Source organism: Citrobacter sp. wls717, assembly GCF_005280955.1.
GTDB classification, from domain to species: domain Bacteria; phylum Pseudomonadota; class Gammaproteobacteria; order Enterobacterales; family Enterobacteriaceae; genus Citrobacter; species Citrobacter werkmanii.
This window is the reverse complement of sequence record NZ_SZWW01000007.1, coordinates 92,267-113,966: the sequence shown is the minus strand read 5'-3', so window position 1 is coordinate 113,966 and position 21,700 is coordinate 92,267. Positions and strand designations below refer to the sequence as shown.

23 protein-coding genes are annotated in these 21,700 nt (G+C 46.9%); 15 read left to right on the top strand and 8 right to left on the bottom strand.

Annotation, left to right across the window (positions count from 1 at the left end):
- The first annotated feature begins 86 nt into the window (after positions 1-86).
- From appC to cbdX, 3 genes are read left to right on the top strand one after another with little or no spacing between them, the layout of a single operon-like run.
- Complete coding sequence (gene appC, locus FDX09_RS05335) at positions 87-1,631, top strand: cytochrome bd-II oxidase subunit 1 (RefSeq protein ID WP_137346889.1); 1,545 nt, start codon at positions 87-89, stop codon at positions 1,629-1,631.
- A gap of 11 nt (positions 1,632-1,642) precedes the next feature.
- The gene (gene appB / locus FDX09_RS05330; RefSeq protein ID WP_137346888.1) at positions 1,643-2,779 is read left to right on the top strand and encodes a cytochrome d ubiquinol oxidase subunit II; all 1,137 of its coding nucleotides are present in this window, start codon (positions 1,643-1,645) and stop codon (positions 2,777-2,779) included.
- A 13-nt stretch (positions 2,780-2,792) separates the two neighbouring features.
- Entirely contained in the window at positions 2,793-2,882 is a 90-nt protein-coding gene (gene cbdX, locus FDX09_RS05325; protein ID WP_069323885.1) for a cytochrome bd-II oxidase subunit CbdX, read from the top strand.
- A gap of 83 nt (positions 2,883-2,965) precedes the next feature.
- Here cbdX and FDX09_RS05320 read toward each other — a convergent pair whose 3' ends face one another.
- From FDX09_RS05320 to FDX09_RS05305, 5 genes are all read right to left on the bottom strand, one after another.
- Entirely contained in the window at positions 2,966-3,919 is a 954-nt protein-coding gene (locus FDX09_RS05320) for a fimbrial protein (protein WP_137346887.1), read from the bottom strand.
- A gap of 43 nt (positions 3,920-3,962) precedes the next feature.
- Complete coding sequence (locus FDX09_RS23845; RefSeq protein ID WP_249359981.1) at positions 3,963-4,286, bottom strand: hypothetical protein; 324 nt, start codon at positions 4,284-4,286, stop codon at positions 3,963-3,965.
- Entirely contained in the window at positions 4,264-4,695 is a 432-nt protein-coding gene (locus tag FDX09_RS23840) for a fimbria/pilus periplasmic chaperone (RefSeq protein ID WP_249359979.1), read from the bottom strand. Before FDX09_RS23840 ends, FDX09_RS23845 begins: the two co-directional genes overlap by 23 nt.
- Positions 4,696-4,707: 12 nt before the next feature.
- Entirely contained in the window at positions 4,708-7,176 is a 2,469-nt protein-coding gene (locus FDX09_RS05310) for a fimbria/pilus outer membrane usher protein (RefSeq protein WP_249359985.1), read from the bottom strand.
- 70 nt (positions 7,177-7,246) lie between these two features.
- Positions 7,247-7,837 (bottom strand): fimbrial protein, encoded by a 591-nt coding sequence (locus FDX09_RS05305; protein ID WP_087856452.1) that lies wholly within the window; start codon positions 7,835-7,837, stop codon positions 7,247-7,249.
- A gap of 576 nt (positions 7,838-8,413) precedes the next feature.
- On the opposite strand from FDX09_RS05305, the gene FDX09_RS05300 reads away from it, so the two are divergent.
- The 3 genes from FDX09_RS05300 (at position 8,414) to FDX09_RS05290 (ending at position 10,221) form a co-directional block, all read left to right on the top strand.
- A complete protein-coding gene (locus FDX09_RS05300; RefSeq protein ID WP_223229535.1) occupies positions 8,414-8,872 on the top strand; it encodes a hypothetical protein in 459 nt (152 codons plus the stop codon).
- Positions 8,873-8,936: 64 nt separating this feature from the next.
- The gene (locus FDX09_RS05295) at positions 8,937-9,404 is read left to right on the top strand and encodes a CaiF/GrlA family transcriptional regulator (RefSeq protein WP_137346885.1); all 468 of its coding nucleotides are present in this window, start codon (positions 8,937-8,939) and stop codon (positions 9,402-9,404) included.
- Positions 9,397-10,221 carry a LuxR C-terminal-related transcriptional regulator gene (locus FDX09_RS05290; RefSeq protein ID WP_137346884.1) on the top strand — a complete coding sequence of 275 codons (825 nt, stop codon included), beginning with the start codon at positions 9,397-9,399 and terminating at the stop codon, positions 10,219-10,221. The genes FDX09_RS05295 and FDX09_RS05290 overlap by 8 nt, the downstream gene beginning before the upstream one ends.
- Positions 10,222-10,585: 364 nt before the next feature.
- Here FDX09_RS05290 and FDX09_RS05280 read toward each other — a convergent pair whose 3' ends face one another.
- Entirely contained in the window at positions 10,586-12,055 is a 1,470-nt protein-coding gene (locus FDX09_RS05280; protein WP_137346883.1) for a PLP-dependent aminotransferase family protein, read from the bottom strand.
- A 126-nt stretch (positions 12,056-12,181) separates the two neighbouring features.
- Between FDX09_RS05280 and FDX09_RS05275 the strand changes: the two genes are divergently transcribed.
- The 9 genes from FDX09_RS05275 (at position 12,182) to FDX09_RS23835 (ending at position 19,712) form a co-directional block, all read left to right on the top strand.
- A complete protein-coding gene (locus FDX09_RS05275) occupies positions 12,182-12,631 on the top strand; it encodes a GNAT family N-acetyltransferase (protein WP_137346882.1) in 450 nt (149 codons plus the stop codon).
- Between the two features lie 117 nt (positions 12,632-12,748).
- On the top strand, positions 12,749-13,555 hold the full coding sequence (locus FDX09_RS05270; RefSeq protein WP_137346881.1) for an AraC family transcriptional regulator: 807 nt from the start codon (positions 12,749-12,751) through the stop codon (positions 13,553-13,555).
- A gap of 236 nt (positions 13,556-13,791) precedes the next feature.
- The gene (locus FDX09_RS05265) at positions 13,792-14,403 is read left to right on the top strand and encodes a LysE family translocator (RefSeq protein ID WP_087856456.1); all 612 of its coding nucleotides are present in this window, start codon (positions 13,792-13,794) and stop codon (positions 14,401-14,403) included.
- A 101-nt stretch (positions 14,404-14,504) separates the two neighbouring features.
- A complete protein-coding gene (locus FDX09_RS05260) occupies positions 14,505-15,515 on the top strand; it encodes a LacI family DNA-binding transcriptional regulator (protein ID WP_038637887.1) in 1,011 nt (336 codons plus the stop codon).
- Positions 15,516-15,655: 140 nt separating this feature from the next.
- The gene (nhaC, locus tag FDX09_RS05255; RefSeq protein WP_087856457.1) at positions 15,656-17,107 is read left to right on the top strand and encodes a Na+/H+ antiporter NhaC; all 1,452 of its coding nucleotides are present in this window, start codon (positions 15,656-15,658) and stop codon (positions 17,105-17,107) included.
- 12 nt (positions 17,108-17,119) lie between these two features.
- Positions 17,120-18,292 (top strand): MalY/PatB family protein, encoded by a 1,173-nt coding sequence (locus FDX09_RS05250; protein ID WP_087856458.1) that lies wholly within the window; start codon positions 17,120-17,122, stop codon positions 18,290-18,292.
- Between the two features lie 298 nt (positions 18,293-18,590).
- Entirely contained in the window at positions 18,591-18,845 is a 255-nt protein-coding gene (locus tag FDX09_RS05240) for a zinc ribbon domain-containing protein (protein ID WP_038637880.1), read from the top strand.
- 31 nt (positions 18,846-18,876) lie between these two features.
- Entirely contained in the window at positions 18,877-19,269 is a 393-nt protein-coding gene (locus FDX09_RS05235; protein WP_085047703.1) for a VOC family protein, read from the top strand.
- Between the two features lie 191 nt (positions 19,270-19,460).
- The gene (locus FDX09_RS23835) at positions 19,461-19,712 is read left to right on the top strand and encodes a glycosyltransferase (RefSeq protein WP_233638874.1); all 252 of its coding nucleotides are present in this window, start codon (positions 19,461-19,463) and stop codon (positions 19,710-19,712) included.
- Here FDX09_RS23835 and FDX09_RS05225 read toward each other — a convergent pair.
- Positions 19,662-20,396, bottom strand: coding sequence for a fimbrial assembly chaperone (locus FDX09_RS05225; RefSeq protein WP_137346880.1), 735 nt, complete (start codon positions 20,394-20,396; stop codon positions 19,662-19,664). The two genes, FDX09_RS23835 and FDX09_RS05225, sit on opposite strands and share 51 nt — an antisense overlap.
- Complete coding sequence (gene stbD, locus FDX09_RS05220) at positions 20,362-21,696, bottom strand: fimbrial usher protein StbD (RefSeq protein WP_137346879.1); 1,335 nt, start codon at positions 21,694-21,696, stop codon at positions 20,362-20,364. Before stbD ends, FDX09_RS05225 begins: the two co-directional genes overlap by 35 nt.
- Positions 21,697-21,700 lie beyond the last annotated feature (4 nt).

The window sequence follows — 21,700 nt, the reverse complement described above, 5'->3', positions numbered from 1 at the left end:
CCTCTATAAGACCCGCGTACTTTTCTGCTGCGGGTCTGACGTTTTCTTCTTTATCTATTCACTCTCTAATGCTTGATGGAGTTCGCATGTGGGACGTCATTGACTTATCGCGCTGGCAGTTTGCGCTGACCGCGCTGTACCATTTTCTGTTTGTTCCCCTGACGCTGGGGCTGATATTTTTGCTGGCCATCATGGAAACCCTGTTCGTGGTGACCGCCAAAACCATCTACCGCGACATGACGCGTTTCTGGGGAAAATTATTCGGTATTAACTTTGCGCTCGGCGTGGCTACCGGCCTGACCATGGAGTTTCAGTTCGGCACTAACTGGTCGCTCTATTCCAACTATGTGGGCGATATTTTCGGCGCCCCGTTGGCGATGGAAGCCCTGATGGCTTTCTTTCTTGAATCTACCTTCGTCGGGCTGTTCTTCTTCGGCTGGCAGCGTTTAAACAAGTACCAGCACTTACTGGTGACCTGGCTGGTCGCGTTTGGATCCAATATCTCGGCGCTGTGGATCCTCAACGCTAACGGCTGGATGCAATATCCGACCGGTGCTCACTTTAATATCGATACCCTGCGCATGGAGATGAGCAGTTTTAGCGAACTGGTCTTTAACCCTGTCAGTCAGGTGAAATTTGTCCATACCGTGATGTCCGGTTATGTCACGGGTGCCGTGTTTGTGATGTCCATCAGCGCCTGGTATCTGCTGCGTGGTCGCAATCGCGAGTTTGCCCTGCGCTCCTTCGCGGTGGGTTCCGTTTTCGGCACGCTGGCTATCCTCGGCACCCTGCAACTGGGTGACAGTTCAGCCTATGAGGTCGCCCGGCTCCAGCCGGTAAAACTGGCGGCAATGGAAGGAGAATGGCAAACCGAGCCCGCCCCCGCTCCTTTTCATGTCATCGCCTGGCCGCAGCAGGAACAAGAGCGTAACGCCTTTTCCGTGAAGATACCGGCCCTGCTGGGTATCCTGGCGACCCACTCGTTAGATACCCCGGTTCCGGGACTCAAAAATCTGATGGCGGACGCGCTCCCCCGCCTACAGCGGGGCCGGGAAGCGTGGTTATTGTTGCAGGAAATCGCCAACGGCAAACGCACGCCTCAGGTGCTGAAGGCTTTCCACGCCGTAGAAAATGATCTGGGTTACGGCATCCTGTTGGCGAACTACGCGCCTGATATGAACCACGTTACGCCCGCGCAATATCAGGCCGCGCAACGCGGCGCTATCCCGCAGGTGGCCCCCGTGTTCTGGAGCTTTCGCATCATGATTGGATGCGGTTCTCTGTTGTTGCTGGTGATGGCGATTGCGCTGATACAAACCTTACGCTGGCGTATCGACCAGCATCGCTGGGTACTGCGCATGACGCTGTGGAGTCTGCCGCTACCGTGGATTGCCATTGAAGCAGGCTGGTTTATGACGGAGTTTGGCCGTCAGCCGTGGGCGATTCAGGATATTTTACCCACCTGGTACGCCCACTCCGCGCTGAGCGCGACCCAGTTGGCCTTCTCCATGGGGCTTATCCTAACGCTTTACACCCTGTTTTTAATTGCAGAGGTCTACCTGATGCAAAAATACGCGCGTCTGGGTCCAGATACGATGCGGGACCAACAACCGGCGCAACAACAGGGATAAAGGAGATAATCATGTTGGATTATGCAACGCTGCGGCTCATTTGGTGGCTGCTAATTGGCATCATTCTGGTGGCCTTTATGGTCACTGACGGATTTGATATGGGGGTCGGCTGCCTGTTGCCGCTGATCGCGCGTAACGATGACGAACGCCGGGTATTAATCAATAGCGTCGGGGCGCACTGGGAAGGTAATCAGGTGTGGCTCATTCTGGCGGGCGGCGCATTATTCCCCGCCTGGCCACGCGTGTATGCCGCCGCTTTTTCGGGATTTTATGTGGCGATGATTCTGGTGCTATGCGCCCTTTTCTTTCGCCCGTTGGCTTTTGACTATCGCGGTAAAATAGCCAACGCGCGCTGGCGCAGAATATGGGACACCGGGTTGGTTATCGGCAGTCTGGTTCCGCCTGTTATTTTCGGCATTGCGTTCGGCAACCTGTTTTTGGGCGTGCCTTTTATCCACACGCCGCAACTGCATGTGCAATACCTGGGCACCTTCTGGCAGTTACTCTCTCCCTTTGCCCTTTTGTGCGGCGCGTTAAGCCTGATGCTGGTTATTCTGCAAGGGGGCGTGTGGCTCCAGTTAAAAACCGATGGCATCGTTCGCCAACGCGCGCTGTCCGCCACCCGCCGCAGCGCAATGCTGGTGGTACTCTGCTTTCTGTTAGCCGGTTACTGGCTGTGGACAGGAATTGATGGCTTTGTGCTGCTTAGCCAGGATCCTAATGGTCCTTCCAACCCGCTATTAAAAGCGGTAACAACCTCGCCGGGCGCGTGGATGGCGCATTTTTATCAGTCACCATTGTTGTTGATTATTCCGCTAGCTGGCATGATTTTTCCAATGCTCACGATCTATGCCTGCGGGCAACGTCGGGCCGTGTGGGGATTTTTGTGCGCTTCCCTGACCCAGGCCTGCGTGATCTTCACCGCCGGAATCACCCTGTTTCCGTTTGTGATGCCTTCAAGCGTGCAACCCCTGTCCAGCCTGACGGTGTGGGACAGTACCTCCAGCCAGATGACGCTCAGTATCATGTTGGTTATTGTGCTGATTTTTCTACCGATAGTGCTGCTTTATACCGCTTGGAGTTATTACAAGATGCTGGGGCGAATCAAGGTAGAAACGATCCGCCGCCACAACCACGAACTTTACTAGGGAGGAATGCACAATGTGGTATCTGTTTTGGCTGGTCGGCATTCTGCTGATGTGCGCGTTCTCCACGCTGGCGCTGGTCTGGCTTGAGTCGCGGCAGAAGTAATTCTGCAACAGGAGGGAGTGTCATACTGCCTCCTGTTATATTTATGGTACTCATTGCGTATTCTGAGCCAGATGTCTGGAATCTCAGTAAAAATTGAGCCTTACCACTACGTCCGCACTAAAAGGTCCTGTCTTAACGTCCTGACCCGATATCTTTTGTAAATTCGCGGTGAAATAATTCTTCAGGATTGAGTCTACCTTTACATCATCAATCTTCCATGCGGTATTAAAAGGAATATATTTTCCAGATGTATCTGAAATAGATAATCCTAACCCGTTATTTAAGTTAAGAGATCCATCAGCATTAATCCCTGGAGCTGCTGGTTCAAAGTACATATTGATACCAAATGGCGCGCTGACCGCAATGGTACAGCCTTTACTCTTCTGAATTAACGTTGTGAATTTCCTTTGCAGCTTCATTCCCTTTTCCATATCGCTGATTTTAACTGCACCAAAGTCAATGGTGTTGGGAGAGACAGCTACCTCCATCGTACAAGGTATAAAAGTAATGTCTGGTGTTGAGATTGATATTATCGATCTTTGAAGAAAATAATTATTATCAACAAGAAAATATATTGATTGGAAAGAACCGTTCAATAATGTTCCTTCAGGAGGTACTTTTCCTTTTGATGAATCTACTTTTATTTCCACCCAGACTGAGAGATTTTTTTTAAAGCTATTTCCCGTTGCCGTAGTAAAACCGATCACATTTTCTTGTTGACGATCATAAGGCTTACCGTCAATGTATATTGTTGTTGTAATTCCATTTTTTCTTGACAGATAAGAATTAAAATCAGATGTAGTTACTGCGGTAACGAATTGCCCATAAGTCTCACCTTCACAACTCAGATTAATAGATGTCTTCGGCGATGTGTAAAGTACTGTGCCATTTGGTGTATCAGTCGGAATAGACATCTGTGGCACACTAAGAAAAATATTTTGAGCTGAACCATTGAACTGACACCCTGCCGCATAAGCAAACGACAATGGTAAATATCCACTGCTGAAAACTAATAAAAACAACGCAAGTCTTGGCATTTCCCCCCCTCCAAAAAGTTGTGCATACCCATTTAATTTAAGTTTACTTCCCTTCAAAAACACACAGCATTTCCGCACAGCGATACGGATTTATGTGAAGCCCGCCAAAGTCATCTATATATCCTACATTCAATGAGTTACCACCAAATTTAACGTTAAAATCCAACGAGGAGAGTGGTGCTATCATAATACTGTCAAAACCAGGGAAGCTCCCTTTATTATCAGCACCTAAATACCCTAAGGTAATATAGTAGGGCGTCGGATTATTAAGCACCAACTTACCATTTTGACGTGTTACCGTAACTTTTTCCTCTACGCGGTCGCTGGCTTTTTTCTTTATGCCGTCAGGACGATAAAATAACTTCAAACGACTCTGCAGGGCAGATTTGTAGCACATTTTCCTTGTCGCTTTTCGGCGGGATTTCGCGGACGTTAAAGTAGAAAAGTGTCTCCCGGTCTTTAGCCAGAGAGGCAATAGCGGGTAATGCCATAATTCTGACCTGCGTTTTTTTCCCCGCATCAATTCGCTGTAAAGGTGGTAATGCCAGTAAATATGATTCTGAGCGTTTTCCATTGGCATCATCGATCCATGACTGTGCCAGATAAGGCTGTGTTTTACTTTGATTAGTTAACGTGACTGCCAGTGATTTATCAGAACCATCCATGATGATTCGGGTCCTGTCAATATTTACAGCCGCATTAGTAGTCCCTGCTCTTACCAGTAAAAGACCAACAGCAAGCGATGCCAAAAGTTTATAAACACGTTTAGATAACACAACTCATCTCCATTAATGGCAGGGTAATAACAATACGCCCGATGTCAGGTCCGAATGTTCAGGAAGCTGTAATTTGCACTGCCCCTGTGACCAAGCGACGCTGACATTATTGCGATCTTCATGGCTGATACCGGAAAGGTAGGTAAAACCCTGATCACCGATAATGCCCAGTACCCTACCTTTCTGGTTTTTTACCTGTGTACCGAGCGGTGGAAACGAACCATCAGCCAGTCGTATAGTTCCAATCAACTGACCGCCTTTCGTAGCCATAATCTTCTTATATCCGATGGCCCCTTCAGTCAGCACTTTACTAATGACATTACCCGACACGTTAACATCTGTAGGCAGGGCGGTAATATCAACAGCAATGTCTGAGCGTTCATAGCTTGAACCAGCCGGTACCACCGCAATACCAAAGCGGTTTGTCGTACCGTTATCATTATCAACAGGCACCCCCGCCACATCTCCGGTATCAATCATCAACCGCGGCTCATTTCCCGCCATATTTTGATGAAGCGCAGCGCCATAACGCGTAGCCGTGAAAGAGCCATACCAGTTCAGGGATAAGCTCTTATACTGCTGGCTCAGCATACTGAAGTTCGCATTACCCTGACCGTATGGCGTCATTGTTTGAATATTTCCGTTCAGTGACGTACCGTCCTGCTGCCCTTCATCATGCTGTTGACCGATCCCCAGGCTCCAGGAGGTTTTATTCGATGGCCGGTTATAGAGGGTTGCGGTCTGATTCATACGTCCATTGCTATCGTGCTGGATGCTGTAGCTGACCTGCCGTTGTGTATCCCAGGGCAAGGTTAGTGAAAGATAAATTTGGTTATCCTGTTCATTACGTAATGTGCGATTTCGCCCCAAAGAAAGTGAAGCGGTTGCTCCCTGAAAAGGACCAAGGTTAAAGATCTTATTCAATGAAGCGGTGTAGTTCTCACTGACATTACTGTTCCAGTAATTCTGATGACTCACGGAGAACAGAGCATTGAGCCCGAGTGAGCTGATGGATTGGTTAAACGTAAGTACATAGCTCTGTTTTTCGGACAGTGACGAGCCATAGCCATTCGAGCGGTCTATATACTGGCTCATCGTCATAAAGCTTTTTTCAGAAAAACGGTACCCGGCAAATGCGATTGTACTACCCGTTTTATCGAAGGTTTTGGCGTAATTAAAACGATAGCTGTAACCCGTTTGCTGAGTCTCGTTTTGTATCTTTGCTACAGACTGCGTGACATCAAATGACGCGGCACCAAATACCCCCATATTTTCGCCGATTCCCAGTGCCAGTGCGCGATAATCACCATCACTGGCAATAAACCCGCCATAAAGGGATGTATTGTTAAATGCTCCCCACGTCATCTCGCCGGTTGAGAAAAGCGGCTCGACGGTGTGGCTGCTGCCAGCGTAGATCAGCGGTTTACCTGCCGCGGTTTTAAACTGAACGTTTCCTTTTCGGGTAAGAAACGGAACGCTGGCTGTATTCACCTGCCAGGTATGTACCTGCCCATTGTCTTCCCGAACGGTAACATCGAGATTTCCACGGACCGTTTCACTTAATCCAGGCACAACGAATGGACCCGCTGGTACCTGAGACTGCCAGAGAATACGCCCATTCTGGGATACGGTGACCTGGGCATGGGTTTGTGCTATTCCGGTTATCTGTGGCGCATAACCACGTAACGACGGGGGCAGCATACGTTCATCGCTAGTAAGTGACACTCCGCTAAAACGGAACGTATCAAAAATATCGGAGTTCAGATATGTTTGCCCCATCACCAATCTGGCCTGGAGAGAAGGAACAGGACGAAAGAGATATGTTTGCGGGAAAGTCAGTGATGACTCATTTTCCCCACTTCCCCTGGTTGTGGTGTACTGGTAATCAGAACGTAAGCGCCATGCGCCAACATTCAATCCTGACGTACCGTACAAGCTGTAATTGCTACTTACATCTCCTTGATGTGGCATATAGCGGTTGCCAAGCAGGTTATAGTCAAAAATAAAACCGTTGACACCGTCCTCCCACTGGGATGGCGGAGACCATTCATCATCCTGATATAAAAGGTAGGCCTGCGGCACCGTCACAGATAGAGTCTGGTTATCAGGAGAATAAACGACACTGCTGTCGGAGGCCGTAAGATTGACACACTGTGTTCCAGGGTAAAAGGACAGATTATTTTTGACTTCATTTTTGAACGCTATCAGTCCAATCAATGACGGAGTCAGACAGGCAAAGCTGTTACTTTTATCATCATTTAAATAAAAATTAACAATCTGTTGCTCTTTAATCGTTCGGCCATTAAGGACAATATCTAAAATATATTCACCAGGCGCAATATAACCTTGTTGAGAATAAGCTGACAAATCGACATTCTTCTTATTATCAGCATCTAAAAGATGAGTATTAAACTCAACACTCCGTGCATTCACCACAGGAAAATAGATTGCCAGAAGCAATGCGAGATATGCAGGTCTAATACTCATATACAATAATCTTATATCTATTATTTAGAATAAATGTCTTGCCTGGATTTTGTATCGATAGAGATTACTTGTAATTCAATGCATAAGTAACATCAGCAGCAACTGTCCCCGTTACAACAGCCTGACCATTTTTTTCCAGACGCGCACCGAATTTCAGTAAATTATCGCCAGATGTCAGGCCATGCTCAGCCGAAGTAGTATTCGCTGACAGTGGAACATTTCCCGCCATAGTATCCATCAGACGAATACCTACGCCCTGGGCAGTACCCGTGTTTGCATACAACTCGGCATTGCTAGCATCTGCAGATCCTGCAAACTGAACGGTGACTTTAGAGAATGAAGGATAGTCGACGGTACCAGTACCGCTGCTTACGCCCGTATGTGCAGTTAGATCACAGTTTTGCAGATGAATTGTGATTGGCTGTGTGAGAGAATAACCAGCACCAGCTTCTAAAACTTTGTTGGCAACCTGACCTAATGGAACGTCTATATCCTCGTCTCCCGGAGCAATACTGCATGGAGAGTTAATCACGCTTCCCGTAAAGTGCAGGGTACCATGTCCATAATCAGCACCAACTGGGGCCGCTGCCCATGCACCATTTACCATACTGCCAGCAACGCAGGCCGATAAGATTAACTTGTTTACTTTATTCATTTTTCAGTCCGTTCATTTAGGCAATTTAGACAGATAAAACCCGACATACTGTTCTGCTTATCGGTCAACGGGGAGCGTAGTTCAGTTTGTGAAAAACCTGGCTATCAACCAACCGTCACTTCCTAGCATTGCTAAAAAGCCTAATCATTTTTTATATAATGTTTACAACAAGTAAAATCGATCTTTACGATCGACAATAACGAGTAAAGTGCTAAGCATCACGTCAGAAATCAATAAAAAATAAACAAAATACAGTTATAAAACAATAACATAGAAAAAAAATCATCATATTTCCTTTAATACACTATCTATCTCTATTACTGATGAAACCAGCCATTACAGCCTGGGCTATAAAACTACAGACACAGTAACCCACCCATGCAGAGGCCTTGTGTGACGGGATTTCTATGACTAAATTATTTGTAAGAATCACTGGAGCCTGTACCTATCTTTTTGATGTATATTGCCTATCTTATCGATTGATATTTTTTGCTTTTAATATTATCCACACTGTTATCAGGACAATTTATGGAAAAAACATTTTAATTTTTAATGCACACGGTTCATGGTGTACTGATGAATAATATCCAACAGAAACAGCTGGAAACGTTTTGGGCAGAAGTATTACATCGTTCAAAAATGCAATTAAGCGATATGAATGTTGGCAAATTCAATCAGTGGAGAAAAATTATTGGTGACAGAAAAATAAATCGATTATTAAAGCTAATGGAAGTATTACTATCTCCAGATAATAATAAATTCGAAATTAAATTGATTATTGATTTAATTAATAATCAATTTAATGGACAACTTCTTTTTAGTTGTTTTAGAACAAGTGGCAGGATAATAGTAAAAGAAGGTATGAAAGGTGACATCTATTGCATGCCAGTTTTGTACGTTATTATTCGCCATTTAATTGATAGCATAAGTACAGACACAACAGAACATAGCGAACAAAACCTGGACATTGACTTAAAACAAATGTTTACATCCAACCCCATTAATATAACCCTACCCAAAAATCAGTCAATATAAAAACTTAACAAATTATAACGTTTTAAACACTCTCGCTGTCTTAAGTCTTAAATAGGATAATAGCATGAAAAACGAATCACTCAGAAATATAAACTATCACAATGCAATTATACCTGACAGCGTTTCACAATACTCAAAGCAACCACTATACATAATTATTGCTCTATGGTGTCAGCAACAAAAAAAATGGGTGAATCGCAACGACATTGCTAAGGCTTTTGCGATGCCTAAACGAAGGGCCTCTTTCCAGTTATCATATATAATAAGTCGCCCTAACTCTATTCATTTTCGATCACGACAGCAGATACAGCCAGGAATGCGCCATCCATGTAATGAAATATGGGTGGAACGCGTCATGATCGAATCAGTGAAGAACAAGATAAAAACGTCGCCCCCATCAAATGCAAAACCCCGGAGAACTATTATGGGATCTTATCGTTCACGAGTTGGAAATGGTATGTCGGGTAACAACGATATATGGCATACCCTTGTCATGATGCGGAATACAAAAATGGGGGGAGAAGATGAATAATATTAGCTATAGCGAATTTCTGATCGTATATGCACTACAATGGCCTGAAACTTATGCAATCGAGGAGTTGTATAGTCAGGTATTTCCCGAAACCCAGATTAGGACCTGCTTCTCACCACAATCACTCGTAGAATTATTGGAGGTGTATGCCACTGCGCCAGTAATTCTTGGAATACTTCCACATGAAAGTATTCTGTTATTATCCAGATTATCTCCTCATCTACAGCAGCGACGAATACAATTTTTCGGTCAAAAATTTAACTATGCCGATCGCGTAGTTCCATTCTATTTTGTCCCTACAGATATTGAATTTATTGAATATATGCATAAAACACCAAAACAAATCATCCCGATGTTATCAAGCCTTATCATTTCAAAACTTGATAATTCTGATATTATTAAAAAATATCGCCACCCTATTCCATCAAATACTGATGATTTAATTTATCATGTCAATAGCTATATTTACCAGACTCTTTCAAATTATGGAATAGGAAAGCAACCGAGAAGAGTATTACTCTTGCTGGCATGTGGTTTATCAGTGAAAAAAATTGCGCAAATATTAAGCATTAATATAAAAACAGTAAGTTTATATAAACTCAAAGGATTTCATCATTTAGGAATGGGAACAAGTAGCTATGATGTTTATCGTGGTGTTTTTGTGAAATCTATATTACAACAATACAAACCGGATGATAAACGCAATCAAAAAAAGGAGCTTCCAGCTAACCGCGCCAAAAAAGAAAATAGCCGAAATCTACTATTTCTTATTCAGATGCTTGATCATGAGATTGACATAGGTGAGCATTTTCAGTGAAAACCCTCATTTCAGTCGAAATGGTACTCCCCTGAAGGCTATATTGGGGAGTCGCCTTTAAATGACCTCAAACCTGCTCCTTTCCATCAGCTCACCAGGACGTTTAATCTGCCGTCTCAGGCTATCGAAATTACGCTCATTGAGCCACATATCGTAGGCCGGTCGCGGTGTCAGGTACTCACCATCAGTGCCTCAGATCTGTCTGTTCTTGCATGTTTTTTACATCATCCAGGAAGGCGTCAAAAGTTTCAAAAGGCCATGCCGCCAGATATGTCTAGTCACGAAAATCGCTCGCTTCGCAGTACGCTTCATAACCATACTTTGCATGGCAAACAACATTAAGACGTTCTGAACAAATTATTATTTAAATAACCTGAGCCAGACGACGTATCCCATCAACAAGTGCCTCTGCCGGGTGATTTGCAAAACCAATCAAAATCCCCTGTCGGCTGATATCTCCCTGGTAATAACGGCTCAGTGATAGTATTCCCATCCCCAGTGCTCTGGCTTTTTCCTCGACATCATTTCCGATCAATCCGTTTTGTAGCCAGCACACAATATGAACGCCAGAGTCAGAAGGCTGAACAATCATTTTATCAGCAAGGTATTCTTGAATAGCATTGACCAGCGCAGTTCTTCTTTCATAACACGTCTTGCGAATTCGACGCACATGACTGGCATAATGCCCATCCTCAATAAAACTCGCCATCATTGCCTGCTCAAGATAGCTGGTGCCGAGATCTGTAAAATATTTCGTCACCATAATCTGTTGTTGTAAACCTGGCGGGACAACTAAAAAACCTAAACGGAATTCTGGATACATCATTTTCGAAAATGTACCGGCATAAATAACCCGTTGATTATCATCTAATCCCTGCAATGCCTGTAAAGAGCGATCGGCATAGCGGAACTCGCTATTATAATCATCTTCAAATATCCATGCCTGGTTTGACTTCGCCCATTCCAACAGCTCAAAACGCCGGGATAAACTCAATGTTCCACTTAATGGATATTGATCCGACGGGACAACATAGGCCAGCTTAGCGTCAGGGAAATGATCAATACCATAGCGGACGTTCATTCCTTCGCTGTCTACCGGTACCGGCCTCACAATTGCGCCAACAGACATAAAAGCCCCTCGTGCGCCTTTGTAACCCGGTTCATCCAGCCAAACTTCATGGCCTGTCGACAGCAGCGCTCGTGCGGTAATGTTCAATGCTTGTTGGATACCATTTACGATGATTATCTGCTCTTCGTTACAGTTCACTCCACGCGTTGTTTTGATGTAACGACAAACTGCTTTTCTCAAAGGAAAGTATCCGCAAGGGTGAGTGTGGGCCCCCAATTGGTGCCGGGATTGTCTCCAGACCCGTTGCAGTAATTTGCCCCATAGTGCGTGCGGGAAGAGATCCGTACAGCCAACACCAACCGCAAATAGACGGTTCATGCCGCGCCCTTCATACTCATTTGACCATAAATCGCGCGCAGGATTATTTTGGCCATTTACCTGTTCATCAGGCGCGACGACTTCCCCCGACGCTATCATTGGATAGCTATTGCTGATACTCCGATCCGGAATATTGTGCGCAACATAGGTTCCAGACCCTTTCCGGGTCAAAATATACCCTTCATCTAATAGCCTGTCATAACCGGCAATCACTGAATTTCGTGAAATTGCCATCATCTCGGACAACGCCCGGGTTGAAGGCATCTTTGTTCCTGTTGGTAATCGGCCTGCAAGAATGTGTTCACGAAGAGCATGATAAACCTGTTCTTTCACGACACCTTTTCCTAAAACAAATCCTTGAAATAAAGGTGCATTATTTTTCTTCATTGTATTAACCTTTATGCTAAAAGTGGATCCTATCAATAGGTAAAAAGTGTCTCTTTACCAGAATTTATAAAGCCCCTAGGATCATACTCCTGAGACATTATTCTTATACAATATCAGGAGAAATATATGAATAGCAAAAATACTATTACTATTGCAGCTGCAGAACAAGAAGATTACTCCAGCTGGCTTCCTTTATGGATAAACTACCAAACATTTTATCGTACTAAAATTTTAGATGAAGTAACGAAATTAACATGGGAGCGTTTTCTGACGCCAGACGAACCAGTTTATTGTGCAGTTGCCAAATATGATGGTAAAATTGTGGGCCTGGTGCATTATGTTTTTCACCGTTCAACCTGGGCAGAATCAAACTATTGCTATCTCGAAGATCTATTTGTTAGCGAAGAAGTGCGCGGTCAACATATCGGTAAACAGCTGATCGAGTATGTTCAAAAGCAAGCCCAAAAAAACCATGCGTCAAGATTATACTGGCACACGCATGAAACCAACCTGCGTGGACAAAGACTGTATGACTGGGTTGCCAAAAAGAGTGGGATGATTGAATATCGTATGTGAGAGAAATAATGCTTTTCACAGACGTTAATCATTCAGTTTAAAAAAAATCAAAGATTAGCCTCTGAGTAGATATACTCAGAGGATGTACTGATAACTCATCACCCCGGTCTTAATTCGATGAAGAAAGAACGTTTCACAACCCTTCGATGTGGGATGGCAGGTGTCCATGCGGTATCTGCCGATACGTCCTTCCGGTTTGGGCGTCATACTCATGATCAGTTCGGCATTGGCTTAATCGTTCGTGGAGCTCAGGTTTCGATGAGTGGGCGCGGTAGGGTAGAAGCTGTAGTGGGGAATGTGATCACCGTTAATCCTGGTGAAGTCCATGATGGCTCACCTTTGGGAACAGAAAGCAGGTCGTGGCGCATGCTCTATTTCGACCCCACCGTTTTGTCCGGCGCCATGCAAGTTCTGACGGAAAGTCGCTCCGGCTGCGTTGAGCTATCCAGCCCAGTATTTCGTAATCGTGAGCCTGCGGCCCATTTCTCGACACTCTTTCGAATTCTGACGGATTCCCGCGGCGGGCACAGCGAAATTGAACAGGAAGAAACCCTGCTCTTTTTACTGGCAGGCTTACTCGCAAGCCCGCGTATTGAGAAAAAGGGCGTACCAAAATCAATTATCCTGGCAAAGGAGCGTATTGATGATGACCCCTCATTACCGTTATCACTCCATGAGCTTTCAGCTCTGGGAGGCGTGAGTCAGTTTCAGCTACTACGTGTTTTTTCTACAGTCACAGGGCTTACTCCACATGCTTATCTTATCCAGCGGAGACTGCAAAAGGCGAGGCAGCTTATCGCTGGAGGAATGTCTCTTACTGATGCCTCCTATACCGCCGGTTTTGCAGATCAAAGTCATATGACGCGACTTTTTGTTCGTACTTATGGCATAACGCCCGGCGCCTATGCTGCAGCGATAAAGTAAGCTGCAATTTTATTCAATACACCAATCGTGACACTCGGCATGCTGCTGGAAACATTCCGGAAGAGAGATTTGCCAATGTCACTATTCTACCCTCCCATCATTCGTAATCATGTTGAACGACTCTACACTGGAATAATTCGTGCGGATGGCATTATTCCCCGTACCAACCTCACTGCGCAGACTCAGTCGCCCCGTTACATCGAGTCCGAAGTAAAAGTCTGTGGGGGAAATTCATTATGACGCTTGAGTTTCTCCTTACCACTCTCATTATCGTGGCATCTCCAGGGACTGGCGTACTCTATACTGTCGCCACGGGCATTTCAGATGGTGCTCGCGTAAGTATAATTGCTGCATTGGGTTGCACGCTGGGTATTGTTCCGCACATATTAACAGTTATTACAGGACTTGCTGCAATACTGCATACTAGTGAAATGGCCCTTCAGATAATTAAATATTTGGGCGTAGCATATCTGCTTTATATGGCATGGAAAACGCTTAATGAAAATAAAAATCTGAATATGGCTAGTAAAACTAAAAAACAGAGTTTAAGGCAAGTTATAACCTCGGCGATACTTATCAATCTACTCAACCCTAAACTCTCCATGTTTTTCCTGGCATTCTTACCGCAGTTCGTTATTAAAGGTGAGATCTCACCTGTTTCTCAGATGCTGGAAATGAGTCTGATTTTTATGGTTATGACTTTCTTTGTATTTACCGTATATGGAATTAGTGCAGCCAGCATACGCCAGCATGTGGTTGATAATGCTGCTGTGCAACGTTGGGTATTGCGTTTCTTTGCTGTTGCGTTTGCCGGGCTTGCCGTTAAACTGGCATTGATGCAAATCTAGACGTCAGATGAACTCATGATAAATAAAAGCCAATAGTTAATTTTCCAAATAAAAACCAGTGATAAGCAAATTCTCAAGCATCAATAAGGTAAAGAGCCGGTATGGCAACGATAAAGGATGTTGCAGAGTTAGCAAGAGTATCCACCGCAACCGTTTCACGCGTTATTAATCAAACTGCATGGGTTGAACCGGTGACGCGTGAGCGTGTTGAAAAAGCTATGCGCGAGCTGAATTATCATCGCAATGCCGCCGCAATTGCATTAGCGAAACGCAGCGGGGACATGCTCGGGTTATTGACCGGCAATCTTGCCGATCCTTTTTTTGCCAGACTTGCCCGAGGCGTGGAAGAAGTATCACGCCAGCAACAATTTCGGCTGATGGTATGCAGCGGTGGCCACGATGAAGGAATGGAAAAATCCGGGCTCGATTTCCTGATCAACCAGGGCTGTGAAGCTATTGTGGTCCATGCCAGTAGGCTCTCCGAAAAAGAACTGTTGCGATATGCCGCGCATTTCCCGGCCATGGTCGTCGTGAATCGCTATATTGCCGGGATGGCCAATCGCTGCGTATGGCTGGAAAATAGTCAAGCAGCTAAAACAGCCACGCTACATCTACTGGAACAAGGACACCGTTGTATTGCCTGCGTGACAAGTGATTTACCGATTATCGATCGTCGTGAGCGGCTGGAGGGCTATCAGTTGGCGCTGGCCGAATATGGTATTACGCCAGATAAAAACTGGGTTATTAGCGTCCCCTTCAATGAAGAGGGGGGCGAACGCGCTGCACATCAGTTGCTAAATTGCGGCATCCCTTTCACCGCAGCGGTGACATTTAATGATGTGATGGCCGCCGGGATTATGCGCATCCTTCATCAACAAGGAATTACACTGCCACAGCAGCTTTCAATCGTTGGGTTCGATGATGTGGTGATGGCGCGCTATCTCTATCCCGCGCTGACAACAATGCATTACCCCGTTGAACGGATGGCGCGCTGTGCTTCGCACCTGGCGATACAGCTTTTTAAGGGCGCAACCCAGCGTCCCAGTGTGAATAGCTTCACTGCGGATCTGGTGATCCGCGATTCTGTTCTTCCCCCCGTCATCAATGCGTAAATCGTCAAGCCCCTGAATTGTGATCGACTTCAAGTTTAACGTTCTCATGTAATCGCTTACATGAGGGCCAATGAACGATCACAGTCAGGCCTAAGGGTGTTCTCTACTCTTGAACGACCTTACAGACTGGAGATTCATGAATGAATGCCTCTCAAAATCAGAAAAAAACGCTCTCATTTGGACTGGCAGCGATCCCTATTTTAGCCATGCTCCTGCTATTAATTATTGGCTACGGCATTATGGGGTTACGCATTGAACCTTTGTTACTGTGTTCTGCCGCTGTCGCCGCAGGGATGGCCTGGTGGCAAGGGTATTGCTGGGAAGACATCATTAATTCGGTGGTCGATAAACTCGCCAAAGCAATGCCGGTTATTATGATTCTTATCTGCGTTGGCGGCCTGATTGGAACATGGATGTTTAGCGGCACCATCCCTTATATGGTGTACTGGGGACTTAAACTCATCAGCCCCGAATACATTCTCATCGCCGCCTTCTTTTTGACCAGCGTCGTATCCGTATGTACCGGAACCTCCTGGGGTTCAGCCGGAACGGTGGGCGTAGCATTGATGGGGGTTGCCGCCGGACTGGATGTCTCGATGGCAGCGGCTGCGGGAGCCGTTGTTTCAGGTGCTTACTTCGGCGACAAGATATCGCCGCTGTCAGACTCAACTAACTTTGCGGCCATTGTCGCAGATACTACCCTTTTCGAGCATATTCAGCACTTATTGTGGACCACAATTCCCAGCTTTCTGCTTGCAGCCGTGGTTTATTTAATTGCGGGCCACAGCAATATGCTGGGCGAGGTCGCCACGCCACAACGGGTGACCGATATTGTCAACGCCCTGGAGTCGCTGTACCACTTCAATATCATTCTGATTTTGCCGCCAGTAATCGTTTTATGGGGGGCGATTCGTAAAAAACCGGTCATTCCTTTAATGCTGAGCGCGTGCGTATTAGCCCTGATTCTGGGCGTTGTGATGCAGGGACTTAGCATCAAGCAAGGACTGGATGCCTTTATCGATGGCTTTAATATTACGATGTTCCCGCAAGGGAGCGAGGGCATTATTGCGGATGTACCACGCCTGCTTAACCGTGGCGGAATGTTCTCAATGATGAGCACTATCCTTCTGGTATTTTGCGCATTCTCTTTTGCCGGGGCTTTAACGTTAACGGGGGCGCTCAACATTCTTATTAACCGCCTGTTGACCGTCATTCACAGTGTCGGTCAGCTAATTGCGGCGACCATTGGAACCACCATTCTGGTGACAGGTGCGACAAGCGACGGCAAACTCGCGCTTCTGGTTCCAGCTGAATTATTTAAAGACGCTTACCGTCGTATGGGACTGGATACTAAAAATCTGTCCCGCACCATTGAAGACGCGGGCACAGTTATTGAACCGCTATTGCCGTGGACCTCTGCCGGAGTCTATATGGCAACGACATTAGGCGTGAGTACGCTGGATTTACTGCCATGGGCAATTCAGTGCTATGCCGCAATCTTCTTCGCCTTGATTTATGGTTTTACAGGAATCGGTATCGCAAAAGCGCCATCAGCGGCAGGTTCAGCTAAAAAAATTACGGCAACAGAATAGGGAGAGCATGTAATGGATTTTAATAAGGTTATCGATCGCCACAATACCGGTTCGCTGAAATGGGACTTTATGACGCGATATTTCGGCGAAGATACACATGAACTGTTGCCAATGTGGGTTTCTGACTTTGACTTTGCTTGCCCCCCTGCCGTTCAGGAGGCTTTAACACTCCGCGTCGGGCACGGCATTTTTGGTTACAGCGAACGCCCACAAAGTTACTTTGATTCATTAAACTCATGGTTCTCCACCCGCCATCAACTGGAAATAAAGCAGGAATGGGTCTGCAGCATTGAAGGTGTCGTTCCGGGGTTATCTCTACTGGTGCAAATGCTGAGTCAACCCGGTGAAGGCGTGGTCGTTCAGGGGCCGTACTACGGCTCATTCGCCAAAATTATCTCTCTGAACGGCAGGCAGCTCCTGGAAAACCCATTATCTGAGGATCCGGTTACGGGTTATCAAATGGATTTTGTGCACCTGGAAATGTTATTCCGGACTGAACGCCCACCGTTGATGATTTTATGTAATCCGCATAACCCAACTGGCCGTTGTTGGTCTGCGCAGGAGCTGGAACAGCTACTCACCTTATGTGAGACCTATAATGTTACGTTGCTGTCTGATGAAATATGGGCTGACTTATTACTGCCAGGGGAAAAATTTACTTCAGTTTTGCATCTGGGAGAGCGCTGGCATTCGCGCGTTATCTCTGCCACCTCCGCCAGTAAAACATTTGGTTTGTCGACACTACGCATTGCTAATTTTCTGATACCGGCACCGGCATTGCGTGAACACTTTTTACGCCGTCTGGATGCGCATGGGCTGGATGTGTTCAATGCGCTATCCGTCGAGGCAAGTACGGCAGCATGGCAGCATGGCGCGCCCTGGTTAGACGAGTTACTTGGTTATCTGGCTGAAAATCGACGCTGGTTTATTCAACAGATTGATGAATATCTCCCGTGGGCCCGGGTTGTTCCTTCCCAGGGTACGTATCTGCTGTGGATCGATTGCAAAGCGCTTGGACTGGATGATGAGCAACTCAAAGGGGTTATGCTTGATGTTGCCGGTATTGCGCCTTCCATGGGAAATAGCTTTGGTTCGGCTGGCAAAGGTTTTATTCGCCTGAACATGGGATGTCCACGCGCCTACCTCGAAAAAGCGATAGCGGGGCTGAAGCGTATTACAGTTTAATCTTCCTGCAAAAATAAAGTAAAAATCCCCGCCATCCGATGAGGATGCGGGGACATTCACAAAAATCATAGAGAGCTAAATTTATTTAGCTCGCCGTTATCATGCTTAAAGGTCTTTTATTTCGTAGTCCGGTAGATGACATTGCGTAATAAAAGCATTCAGCGTTTCGATATCCGGCAGTGCGGTCAGCGCCCCATTGCGGGTTGTCGCGAGCGCTCAACAATTGATCTAGCCCCCTAAGTTCTCTCGTCATTGGGTGTATATTTATTAACCATCACTCTAACAAAAGGAACGTTGTATGACAGAGCATGAACGGTTTTGCCAGGCCTGCGGAATGCCAATCTCCGGTAGTGATGCCAACGTTGCCAGCAATCAATATTGCACCTGGTGTAGTGATGCCGACGGTAATTTGAAATCCTGGGATGAAGCCGTTGCAGGTCTGGCGGCGTTTCTCGACTCATGGCAAAAGGTCGGCCCGGAAGAGGCGCGTATACGTGCTAAGCGTTATCTTACAGCGATGCCCGCCTGGGCGCATAAGGCGGATAACCACTGAGCCTTCTGGCATCATGAATATGAGGGACAGTATGTTTTCTTACATTATGTTAGGTACCAACAATCTCCCACGCGCCATTCAGTTTTACGATCCGCTAATGGAACTGCTTGGGCAACCGCAGGCCGGGCGTAATGAAGAAGGGGCGTCGTGGGGAACATTCAACGGCAACCACACCGTTGGACTGTGCATCGGCAGCCCCTTCGATCGACAACCTGCCAGCGTTGGTAATGGCACGATGGTGGCGCTGAATGCACGTTCCGTCGAGCATATTGAGCAGTTACACACCCTCGCGCTCAGTCTGGGCGGCACAGATGAAGGCGCACCGGGTCATAGGCCGCAGTATGGTCAGGGATTTTACAGCGCCTACGTACGCGATCCGGACGGCAACAAGCTCGCGTTTATCTATTACGCGAACGTAGTCTAAAGAAATCTTTATCGGCGATTCGGTACTGGCAGAGATCAGCTTTACTGTATTGTGAAGGCATAGTATCGCATCAACACATCGCTTATCGATCGGCGCTAACGATCAATATCGAAAAGCTGATCTATCAAAACGATTATCTTGCATACACTTGCCTGGTAAACCAGATAATGAGGCCATCACGGCGCGGAAAGATGAAGAATAAAATCGACGTCAGCCTCATCTTTCCGGCTTACAATGCCACTAAGACCATTGGTAGTCCGGTTAATAAAATCCTCAGTGAAACCCGCATGGCTATTGAACTTATTATTGTCGATATTCAGTCCGGCCTGAAGAATGAATGTACGATGGAAAAATGCCTCAGTGTGGGGATGGATATCCGTGAAAAACAGCGTTCAAATCTCATTATGCATAATTGTTGCGGTATAGGTCCGCCAGTTACCTGAATCGTTAATCACCGCATAGTTTAACGTTGCCCCCACGCCTGGAGCCTGAGAAAGTACGACATCTCGCTGCTCATACGGCGCGAGCATGATGTTATCGATCCTGATTCCTTTTGTTGTCGTTACTGTCAGGCTCATATACCACGGCGTTGGGTTGGTTATCGTGATGCCCTGCGAAGTGATGCTGAAGCGCAGTTTCTGTTCATCATTGGCGGTGGGCGCCTTTAAGCCGGTCGGACGAATAAATACCTTCAACCGCAGCCGTAGGGGTAACACTAGCTTGCGGCTGGCGCTTTTCGTCGCGCTCAGTTCAGGCGGTATCTGGTAAATGTTGAGCCAGAACAGGCTCTCCCGATCCTCTGGCAGACTGCGCCGTGAGCTCAGCATCACGCGAAGTGTTCTCAACTCATCCGGCTGCATTTTAAAGACGGGCGGCAATACTACCAGCGGCGTACGGGTGCTATCGGGGGAAGAAGCTATTTCTCCGGCGTCGGTCCAGATTTGTAACAGCATTGGCGTTACGCTGTCGTTTGCGAGCGTCAGCGACTGGGCAATATCGTTAGAGGCGAATACGAGCCGGGTTCGGTCAACGTTAACCGCAGCAAACGGCGCAGAAATGACGCCTGCCAGCAACAGCAGCGCTAATACCGCCTTACTGAAAACTAACCACTGCCTGTAACTGCGCATTCACGCTCCCTACCGTTACCGGTTGTCCACCGAGCGCCTCAAGGGAGGCGGTAAAATCACCGTGCCAGACCTCCACTGAACCGCGGTCTTTTTTACTCGTTAGTACGGTGAGTTCCTTATATCCATACCAGCCACGGGCGTTGCCCGTTCCGGTACTCATTTTGTCCGGCAAAAGATTAAGCGGCGCACCGCCCTCATCGTAAATCCGTATTCCTACTCCGGAAGCCACGCCCTTTTCGCCATAATGCGTGTCCAGTAACCAGGTCAATCCACCGCCGGTGGTCGTCAGGCCAAGGCGGCGCGCGGCGGCCACGGCGCCAGGCTGATTGACTAAAAAACCCATGGCTACGTTAGCGACACTAGTGGTGGAATGAGTCGAGGACACCGCGCCAGCCTCGCACTCAAGCGTTATACTGAAAGGCGCTTCGCTGCTTTCGCCAGAAGAGAGCGCCTCCGCTGTAATGGTAGGAAGCAGCACCGTCGCGGGATAATCTTCAATGGAGCAGGCCGCGCCGCGAATATAGGTGACCTGATTGTAGCTACTCCACGCACCGGGCCAGGATTCTGGCCAACCATAATAACTTGAAGCATGATCCATACCGGGTTGAATAGCGGAGGTCAGTAAGCCAGGCCCCTTGAATGCGATATAGCCGCGCGGCTGGTTATAGGTGTCTTTGTTAATTCTGTCGCCAAAAACATAGGGACCTGAGGCGGCGATTTTAATCATCTCATACAGGACATTACTAAATGCGCCTGCGGGAATATAAATTGCGCGATCGTCCTGAAACCAACTATCCGCAGTAAGCTGGCGCTGCTTCCAGAAACGGCTATAGTATTCGCCGGTACTCAAATTCGTCATGCGTACCGCGACGTTACGTTCCGCGTCATAGTAGGCTCCCTCCACTTCTTTCGCCCGACTTCCACCAACAAAGTAGTTATCGCCGTTGGTTGAATACAATTCATACAGCTTCCCGGCGTCCTGCAAATCACAGCGGTAAAGCACCTGCTTTGCCGTATAGGGCGTCTGAACGCCTGCAGTGAGGAAATTACCCACCGTACTGGCAAGCACGGTGCCGGAAGGCTGGAACTTATTATTCGCGCTAACGCTAATGACTGACGGCAGACCAAGATGACCAATATTGTCATCAAAGGCACCGCGCCAGTAGCGTGCGGTATAGCCTGCTTTAATCGCCGCCTCAGAAAGGAAACTATTATCCGTCACTTTAACGCAGTTAGCCCAGGGCGCAGTGCTGAAAAGCAGGGTAGCAGTAAGTAGCAGCGTTTGGCGGAGATAACACATGAGA

What these genes read in the sequence shown, in the direction of transcription:
- appC (WP_137346889.1), top strand. Translation starts at nt 87, where the DNA reads ATGTGGGACGTCATTGACTTATCGCGCTGGCAGTTTGCGCTGACCGCG.
- appB (WP_137346888.1), top strand. Translation starts at nt 1,643, where the DNA reads ATGTTGGATTATGCAACGCTGCGGCTCATTTGGTGGCTGCTAATTGGC.
- cbdX (WP_069323885.1), top strand. Translation starts at nt 2,793, where the DNA reads ATGTGGTATCTGTTTTGGCTGGTCGGCATTCTGCTGATGTGCGCGTTC.
- FDX09_RS05320 (WP_137346887.1), bottom strand. Translation starts at nt 3,919, where the DNA reads ATGCCAAGACTTGCGTTGTTTTTATTAGTTTTCAGCAGTGGATATTTA.
- FDX09_RS05305 (WP_087856452.1), bottom strand. Translation starts at nt 7,837, where the DNA reads ATGAATAAAGTAAACAAGTTAATCTTATCGGCCTGCGTTGCTGGCAGT.
- FDX09_RS05300 (WP_223229535.1), top strand. Translation starts at nt 8,414, where the DNA reads ATGAATAATATCCAACAGAAACAGCTGGAAACGTTTTGGGCAGAAGTA.
- FDX09_RS05295 (WP_137346885.1), top strand. Translation starts at nt 8,937, where the DNA reads ATGAAAAACGAATCACTCAGAAATATAAACTATCACAATGCAATTATA.
- FDX09_RS05290 (WP_137346884.1), top strand. Translation starts at nt 9,397, where the DNA reads ATGAATAATATTAGCTATAGCGAATTTCTGATCGTATATGCACTACAA.
- FDX09_RS05280 (WP_137346883.1), bottom strand. Translation starts at nt 12,055, where the DNA reads ATGAAGAAAAATAATGCACCTTTATTTCAAGGATTTGTTTTAGGAAAA.
- FDX09_RS05275 (WP_137346882.1), top strand. Translation starts at nt 12,182, where the DNA reads ATGAATAGCAAAAATACTATTACTATTGCAGCTGCAGAACAAGAAGAT.
- FDX09_RS05270 (WP_137346881.1), top strand. Translation starts at nt 12,749, where the DNA reads ATGAAGAAAGAACGTTTCACAACCCTTCGATGTGGGATGGCAGGTGTC.
- FDX09_RS05265 (WP_087856456.1), top strand. Translation starts at nt 13,792, where the DNA reads ATGACGCTTGAGTTTCTCCTTACCACTCTCATTATCGTGGCATCTCCA.
- FDX09_RS05260 (WP_038637887.1), top strand. Translation starts at nt 14,505, where the DNA reads ATGGCAACGATAAAGGATGTTGCAGAGTTAGCAAGAGTATCCACCGCA.
- nhaC (WP_087856457.1), top strand. Translation starts at nt 15,656, where the DNA reads ATGAATGCCTCTCAAAATCAGAAAAAAACGCTCTCATTTGGACTGGCA.
- FDX09_RS05250 (WP_087856458.1), top strand. Translation starts at nt 17,120, where the DNA reads ATGGATTTTAATAAGGTTATCGATCGCCACAATACCGGTTCGCTGAAA.
- FDX09_RS05240 (WP_038637880.1), top strand. Translation starts at nt 18,591, where the DNA reads ATGACAGAGCATGAACGGTTTTGCCAGGCCTGCGGAATGCCAATCTCC.
- FDX09_RS05235 (WP_085047703.1), top strand. Translation starts at nt 18,877, where the DNA reads ATGTTTTCTTACATTATGTTAGGTACCAACAATCTCCCACGCGCCATT.
- FDX09_RS23835 (WP_233638874.1), top strand. Translation starts at nt 19,461, where the DNA reads ATGAAGAATAAAATCGACGTCAGCCTCATCTTTCCGGCTTACAATGCC.
- FDX09_RS05225 (WP_137346880.1), bottom strand. Translation starts at nt 20,396, where the DNA reads ATGCGCAGTTACAGGCAGTGGTTAGTTTTCAGTAAGGCGGTATTAGCG.
- stbD (WP_137346879.1), bottom strand. Translation starts at nt 21,696, where the DNA reads ATGTGTTATCTCCGCCAAACGCTGCTACTTACTGCTACCCTGCTTTTC.